The sequence below is a fragment of the Paenibacillus sp. F4 genome (assembly GCF_002894905.1).
Lineage (GTDB): Bacteria > Bacillota > Bacilli > Paenibacillales > Paenibacillaceae > Paenibacillus > Paenibacillus polymyxa_B.
Genome location: NZ_POVS01000034.1, coordinates 395 through 8,857, shown reverse-complemented (window position 1 = coordinate 8,857; position 8,463 = coordinate 395). Strand labels below are relative to the sequence as shown.

Genomic DNA, 8,463 nt, shown 5'->3' with positions numbered 1-8,463 from the left:
GTCCCGAATCACCGCGTCTATATCGTGGATGCACAAGGACATCTGGCGCCGGTGGGTGTAGCTGGAGAACTGTGTGTATCAGGTGTAGGACTGGCACGTGGATATCTGCATCGCCCCGAACTGACGGATGAGAAATTTATACCGAATCCGTTTACGGACGGAGAAACCGGATATGAACGGATGTACCGGACAGGGGACTTGGCGAGATGGATGCCGGACGGGAACATCGAGCACCTGGGACGGATAGATCATCAAGTGAAAATCCGGGGCTACCGGATTGAACTGGGTGAGGTGGAGGCGAACCTGTTAAAAGTAGAACATGTGCAAGAAGCCATCCTGCTAGCCCGAGAAGACGGGCAAGGGCAAAACCAACTGGTAGCCTACTATGTGGCAGAACAAGAAATGAATGCAGGTGTGCTGCGCAGCCTACTGGGTGAAAAGCTGCCTCACTATATGGTACCTTCATACTTTGTACAGCTGGAGTCCATGCCACTGACACCGAACGGAAAAATAGACCGCAAGGCATTGCCAGCACCCGAAGGCAGCCTGCAAAGCGAAGGGGATTATATAGAACCACGCACAGCACTGGAGCAGATGTTGGTTTCGGTGTGGCAGTCGGTATTGGGTACGAAGAGAGTTGGGATTCTGGACAATTTCTTCGATCTGGGCGGCGATTCAATCAAAGCGATTCAAGTATCCTCCCGATTGCTGCAAGCTGGCTACAAGCTGGAAATGAAGGATCTATTCCAATATCCTTCCGTGTCGCTGCTGAGTGGTCACGTACACAAGGTTAGCCGTACAGTCGATCAGCAGGTAGTATCCGGGGAGGTTCAATTGACCCCGATTCAGCAATGGTTCTTTGGACTATCCTCAGCAGAGCCGCATTATTTTAACCAGTCGGTGATGCTGTATAGAGCACAAGGTTTTGACGAAACTGCACTGCGTCAAACGGTGTTTAAAATCACCGAGCATCACGATGCGCTGCGCACCGTTTTTCGTCAGACTGAGCAGGGATATGAGGCATGGAACCGTGGCTTGAACGAAGGTGAGTTGTATACTCTGGACATTGTCGATTTAACGAATGTAGCAGAACCCGAAGTTATGACGGCGATGGAAGCGAATGCGAATGCCATCCAAAGTTCGATCCGTCTGGATGAAGGACCGCTGTTGAAGCTAGGATTATTTCATTGTGCCGATGGGGATCATCTGTTAATTGCAGTTCACCATTTGGTGGTGGATGGCATCTCATGGCGAATTGTGTTCGAAGATTTTGCAGCAGGGTATGAGCAGGTCATTCGAGGTGAAGAGATTCGTTTGCCATACAAAACGGACTCTTTCTTGAGCTGGGCAGAGCGTTTATCCGAATATGCCAACAGTCCTGCCTTCGAATCCGAGCGGGAGTACTGGATGAATCTTGCCCAAACGGATCTCGCATCGTTACCTAAGGATCATGAGAGAGCGGAAGGACAGCATTCTCTGTTGAGAGACAGTGAGACCGTGACAGTGGCTTGGAGTGAGCAGGAAACACGACTATTGCTTCAGGAGGCACACCGGGCGTATAACACAGAGGTCAATGATCTGCTGTTAACTGCACTCGGCACAGCATTGTACAACTGGAGCGGTCAAGAGCGCGTGCTGGTCAATCTCGAGGGACACGGTCGGGAAGCGATCATTCCGGATATCGACATCACACGTACGGTGGGATGGTTTACAAGCCAATATCCGGTGCTGCTCGATGTTGACGGAAAGGTAGAAGTGGGACAGCGAATCAAGCGGGTGAAGGAAGATTTGCGTCATGTACCGCACAAGGGCATTGGCTACGGTATTTTGAAATATTTGTCTCAGGATGCGAACCTAGAAGCATTGACGTTCCAACCCGAAGTCAGCTTCAACTATTTGGGACAATTTGATCAGGATGTGGACAATAGCGATATCGTGTTTTCTTCTCATAAGGGCGGAGAGCCGATAAGTGGCAGCTTCCTTTTGGAGCAGCCACTTAATATAAACGGAGCAGTCACGGCGGGCGTATTGACTCTGGAAATTCGCTATAACAGCAAAGTGTATCACAAAGAGAATGTGGAGAAATTCGCAGGCTTGCTTCAGGAAAGCTTACGGGAAATCATAGTTCATTGCGCTTCCAAAGAACAGAGCGAGCTGACGCCAAGTGATGTGCTGTTCAAAGGCTTGACGCTGGAGCAGTTGGAACAACTGGCCGCGCAAACAGCCCATGTGGGAGAACTGGAAGATGTTTATACGCTCTCGCCTATGCAAAAGGGAATGCTTTTCCATAGTTTGATGGAGCCGGAGTCGGGCGCGTACTTCCAGCAGGTCTCGTTTGATTTAATGGGTAGCTTTGACATGAATGTTTTTCGTAAGAGCCTAGATGTGTTCATACAGCGGCATGAGGCGTTGCGGACGAACTTCCATACCTTGCAGGATCAGGAGCCCTTGCAGTTGGTATTCCGTCACAAAGACAGTGAGCTTTCCTTCGAGGATCTGCGCAATATGGAGGAAGCGGAGCGAAAGACGTATATCCAGAGCTTTAAACTGCAAAATCAAGCTCGAGGCTTTAAACTGGATACCGACACGCTAATGCGCATAAAGGTTTTGCGGACAGAAGAAGAAACGTATCACTTGGTCTGGAGCTTCCACCATATTGTGATGGATGGCTGGTGCTTGTCGCTGGTCACAGGTGAAGTGTTCGGTACGTACTTTACGCTTCTAGAACAAAAGCAGCCGGAGTTTACAGCGGTCACATCTTATGGAGAATACATCAAATGGCTCGAGCGTCAGGATGAACGTGCGGCAAGAGACTACTGGAGCAGCTATCTGGCAGGCTTTGAGCAGCAGACTTTGCTACCTGGAAAAGATGTCTCCCGGAAGGAACAGGCCGAAGACGACGAAGAGTATTTAACATCTTCAGCAGCTAAGTCATCTGAATATATTCCTGAACAACTAACGCTTGAGCTGGACAGTACATGTAGTGAAGCCATGCACCGGATTGCAAAGCAGCAGTGGGTCACGATCAATACGCTGATACAGAGTATATGGGGCCTCATTTTACAGAAGTACAACAATAATGAGGATGTAATTTTTGGTAGTGTCGTTTCTGGTCGTCCGACTGACATCAATGGCGTGGAGAACACGATCGGTTTGTTTATTAATACGATCCCGGTTCGGATTCAAAGCGAAAGGAACACCACCTTTGCAGAAGTCATGCGGAAAACGCAGGAACAGGCACTTGCTTCGGGGAGGTATGACAGCTTCCCGTTGTATGAAATTCAGGGGTTGACCGACCAGAAGCAGAACTTAATCAATCACATTATGGTATTTGAAAACTACCCGGTGGAGCAGCAGGTCGAACAGATTGGAGAGGTACAGCCGTCTGCTTTTGAGATTACGAATGTAGAGGTTGTTGAACAGACGAATTATGATCTGGACTTGATGGTGATACCGGATGAAGTGTTCAAAATCATATTCCGATATAACGCCAATGTGTACGATCGGGCTACGGTGAAGCGCATGCAAGGACATGTGTTACATGTGATCGGGCAAGTTGTAGAGAATCCACATATTCGAGTTGACGAGCTGGAACTGGTGACACCTGAAGAGCAGGCGCAAATCCTTGGGGTTTGGGGAGAGACGGTAGTAGATTATCCGCAGAATCAGACGCTAAGCACACTGTTTGAGGAACAGGCGGCGCGAACTCCGGATCAGGCGGCCGTGCTGTTCGGAGCAGAGGCGCTGACCTACGGTGAGCTGAACGAACGGGCAAATCGTCTGGCACGGACGTTACGTGCGGAAGGAGTGGAAGCGGATCAGCCTGTAGGCATTCTGGTACAACGCTCGCTGGAGATGATCGTGGGTATTTATGCGATTCTCAAAGCAGGTGGAGCTTATGTGCCGATTGACCCGGAATATCCAGCGGATCGAATCCGTTTCATGCTGGAGGACTCGGGAGCGAGATTGGTATTGACGCAATCGCATCTGGCAGAGCAGGCGAGTCTGAGCTTTGACGGCAAGATGCTGATACTGGATGGCAAAGATATTTATCATGAAAATGGTTCGAATCTGGAATCATTAGCAGGGCCGCGTCATGTGGCTTATGTCATCTATACCTCTGGTTCGACTGGAAAACCGAAGGGCGTGATGGTCGAGCATCATTCGGTGATCAACCGGGTCTTGTGGATGCATGATCGGTATGGTTTGAGTGAGGAAGATACGATTTTGCAAAAAACCGCCTTTACGTTCGACGTATCGGTATGGGAGCTGTTCTGGTGGTCGATTGTCGGCTCGAAGGTGAGCTTGTTGTCTGTTGGCGGTGAAAAGAATCCCGAGGACATCATGGAGACGATTGCGCGCGATGGTGTGAGCACGATGCACTTTGTACCTGCGATGCTGCATGCGTTCCTAGAATATGTAGAGCAGCAGCCACTGAAGGTCGTGCAGGCAAAGCTTGGCACATTAAAACACGTGTTTGCCAGTGGCGAAGCGTTGCCGCCGCAACATGTGGCGCGTTTCCAACGCCTTGTATCAGGTATCGCTGGAGCGAAGCTGATCAATCTATACGGACCGACGGAAGCCACGGTGGATGTATCGTACTTCGATTGCGAGCCAACCGAAGCGTATGCAATTATTCCAATCGGAAAGCCAATTCAAAACATTCGTCTGTACATCGTGAAGGAAGGTACGGAACAGTTGCAGCCGATTGGAGTTGCGGGTGAACTGTGCATCAGCGGTGTGGGTGTGGCACGTGGCTATCTAAATCGTCCGGAACTAACTGCTGAGAAATTCGTTGCCGATCCGTTTGCGAGTGGCGAAGCGGGCTATGAGCGCATGTACCGCACTGGAGATTTGGCGAGATGGATGCCTGACGGCAATATCGAATATCTGGGCCGGATCGACCATCAGGTGAAAATCCGTGGTTACCGGATTGAGTTGGGCGAAGTCGAATCGCAGTTGCAGAAAGTAGAGTTCGTACGGGAAGCGGTTGTTATAGCTCGTGCGGACGAGGCAGGTCAAAAGCAAATGGTGGCGTACTATGTGGCTGGACAGAACATTGACGTAAGTGAGCTAAGAAGTGAGCTGGGCCGGAAGTTGCCAAGCTACATGGTGCCATCGTTCTTTGTACAGCTAGAGCGGATGCCGCTGAGTCCAAATGGAAAAATCGACCGCAAAGCATTACCAGCACCGGAAGGCAACCTGCAAAGGGGAGTAGATTATACAGAGCCGCGTACAGCCCCGGAACGGGCATTGGTGGCGGTTTGGCAGTCGGTGCTGGGTGTAAAGACCATCGGTATTTTGGACAATTTCTTTGACTTGGGCGGGGATTCGATCAAGGCGATCCAAATTGCATCCCGTGTATTCCAGACAGGTTATAAGCTAGACATGAAGGATTTGTTCCAATATCCAACGGTAGCAACACTGGCTCCGCATATTTGTGAGGTCAATCGGATCGCGCATCAGGGAGAAGTGAGTGGAGAAACGGTTTTACTCCCGATTCAGCACTGGTTCTTTTCGCAGGAACGTGAGCATCCGCAGCACTTTAATCAGGATGTAATGCTTTATAGCGCCGCAGGCTTTGATGAGACAGCGGTTCGCCGGGTCATGGATAATATCGTGAAGCATCATGATGCGCTGCGTACGGTTTTCTACAAGACCCCCTCCGGGTATGAAGCTTGGACACGCAGTGTAGAGGAAGGATCGTTGTATACGCTGGAAACCACAGATTTTCTTGAACTGACGACGTATACTGAGAAACTTGAAGCGAAGGCGACTGAAATTCAAAGCAGCATCAACCTGGCCGAAGGACCTCTGGTAAAGCTTGGTTTGTTCCGTTGTGCCGATGGCGATCATTTGTTGATAGCTGTCCACCATTTAGTGATAGATGGGGTATCGTGGCGGATTCTGTTTGAGGATTTTTCCACGGGCTATGAGCAAGCAATCAAGAACCAGCCTGTGCAATTTCCACTCAAAACAGATTCCTTCCAAACCTGGGCACGAGAGCTGTCAGCTTATGCTAACAGTCCAGCCGCCGAATCTGACGGAATATACTGGCAGCAACAGGAACTGGCCAAAGCGGAGGCAGCCTCACTACCTAAGGATTTTGCCTATGAAGACTCCTTGAACTCGGACAGCGAATTGCTAACGGTAGAATGGACGGAAGACGAAACACAGCAGCTCTTGAAACAAGCGCATCACGCCTATAGCACGGAGATCAATGATCTGCTCCTGACTGCGCTAGGTTTGGCGATTCATAACTGGACGGGAACAAATCATGTGCTGGTGAATCTGGAAGGTCATGGTCGAGAAGCGATCCTTTCCGATGTAGATATCACACGTACGGTTGGCTGGTTTACCAGTTTGTACCCGGTACTGCTGGAAACGGGCTCAGGGCTGACGCTGGCACAGCGGATCAAAGAAACGAAGGAAGGCTTGCGCCGGATTCCGCATAAAGGGCTGACGTACGGCACTTGGCGCTATTTATCCGAAGCGGCCGCAGAGAAACATGGACGTACAATTTTAGCAGAACCGGAAATCGGCTTTAACTATTTGGGTCAGGTGGATCAGGATTTGCAAAACAACAGAATTATGTTGTCCTCCTATGGAGCAGGCGAGACAGACGATCCCCAATCGAAATTGCCGTACACGCTGAATTTGAACGCGCTGATCTCAGAGAGTACATTGCGATTGACTATCGCTTACAGCCGCAAGCAGTATCGTAAAGAAACAATCGAACACGTGGCGGGATTGCTGCAATCCGCTTTGCAAGAAGTGATTGTGCATTGCACCGCTCAGGAACAGCCGGAGCTGACTCCGAGTGATGTGTCCTTCAAGGGCTTGACGATCAGTGAGTTAGAGCAAATGGCTGAGAAAGCTGCACCAGTAGGTGAATTGGAAAATGTATACGCGTTGACACCGATGCAGAAGGGTATGCTGTTCTATAGCCTGCTGGATTCGCAATCCGAGGTGTATTTTGAACAGTCCTCCTTTGATATGAAGGGACAGTTTAATATCGCTGCGTTTGGAGCAAGTCTGGATAGGCTGGTTCAGAGACATACAGTTTTACGGACGAATTTCTATAGCGGCTGGAAAGATGAGCCTCTTCAGGTCGTGTACCGGCATAAACGCAGTGAGCTATACGTAGAGGATTTACGGGATGCGCAGGAAGAGGAGCGAAACGATTATATCCGCGAATTTACGCACAAAGACAAACAAAGAGGCTTCGACTTGGCGCAGGATGCCTTGATGCGTGTTGCTATTTTACGCACGGGTGAGGATTCGTATCGTTTTATATGGAGCTTCCATCATATTGTGATGGACGGTTGGTGCTTGTCGCTATTGACCAATGAAGTGTTTGCAAGCTACTTTGCAATTCTTGACAATAAACAGCCGGAGCTAGCACCTGTAACGCCGTACAGTCAATATATTGAATGGCTAGAGCATCAGGATCATCAGGAAGCTTCACATTACTGGATCACATACCTGGATGGGTATGAGGAGCAGGTTCATTTACCTCAAGCTAATATGCAGAGCAAAACAGGTTATCAGGCGGAGCGGCTTGATTTTGATCTGGGGATAGGCCTGACAACCCAAATTCAGAGGATTGCCCAGCGTTATCAGGTGACGATCAATACGTTGATACAGACGGTGTGGGGGATATTGCTGCAAAAGTATAACGGTACAGATGATGTTGTGTTTGGTAGTGTCGTCTCTGGACGCCCCGTAGATATTCCAAATGTAGAGCATATGATCGGTCTGTTCATTAATACGGTGCCTGTACGCATTAGCAGCCGTAAGGAAAGTCTGTTTTCAGCAGTGATGCAGCAAATTCAGGAGCAATCTATAGCTTCCCATGCCTATGACACGTATCCGCTGTATGAAATTCAGAGCTTGTCAGAACTCAAGCAAGATTTGATTAACCATATTATGATTTTTGAAAATTATCCGGTGGAGAAAGAAATTGAACAGCTGGGTGATGATAAGCAAGCCAGCTTCACGATTACGGGAGCAGAGTCGATTGAGCAAACGAACTATGATTTCAATTTGATCGTTATGCCAGGACATACAATCCAGATGAGATTTGGCTACAATGCACAGGTCTTTGAACACGAAGGTATAGAGAAAATTCAGAGACATCTGGTGCAGCTGCTGGAGCAGGTAACGGCGAACCCGAATATTCCTGTACGTGAGCTGGATGTATTGACCGAGCAAGAACGCGAGCAAATCCTGCACGTGTGGGGAGATACGGCGGCAGCGTATCCAAGCGAGCAGACTATTCACGGTTTGTTTGAAGCGCAGGCTTTGCTAACACCAGAGCAGGCGGCCTTGTTCTTCGAGGGAGAAGAGCTGACCTACCGCGAGCTGAATGAACGAGCCAACCGATTGGCTCGTACCTTGCGGAGTCATGGCGTGACGAAGGATCGTCTGGTGGGTCTGATGACGGAGCGCTCGGTAGATATG

At 49.5% G+C, this 8,463-nt stretch carries 1 protein-coding gene and 1 pseudogene (1 of these 2 running past the window's edge); both read left to right on the top strand.

What is annotated here, in order from left to right; genetic code table 11:
• Positions 1–2,151 (top strand): annotated as a pseudogene (locus C1T21_RS28565) (condensation domain-containing protein); the annotation flags it as partial.
• A gap of 114 nt (positions 2,152–2,265) precedes the next feature.
• Positions 2,266–8,463: part of an amino acid adenylation domain-containing protein coding region (locus C1T21_RS26495; protein ID WP_483874468.1), annotated on the top strand (this coding region is incomplete at its 3' end). Its footprint extends 394 nt past the window's final position; the window shows 6,198 of its 6,592 annotated nt.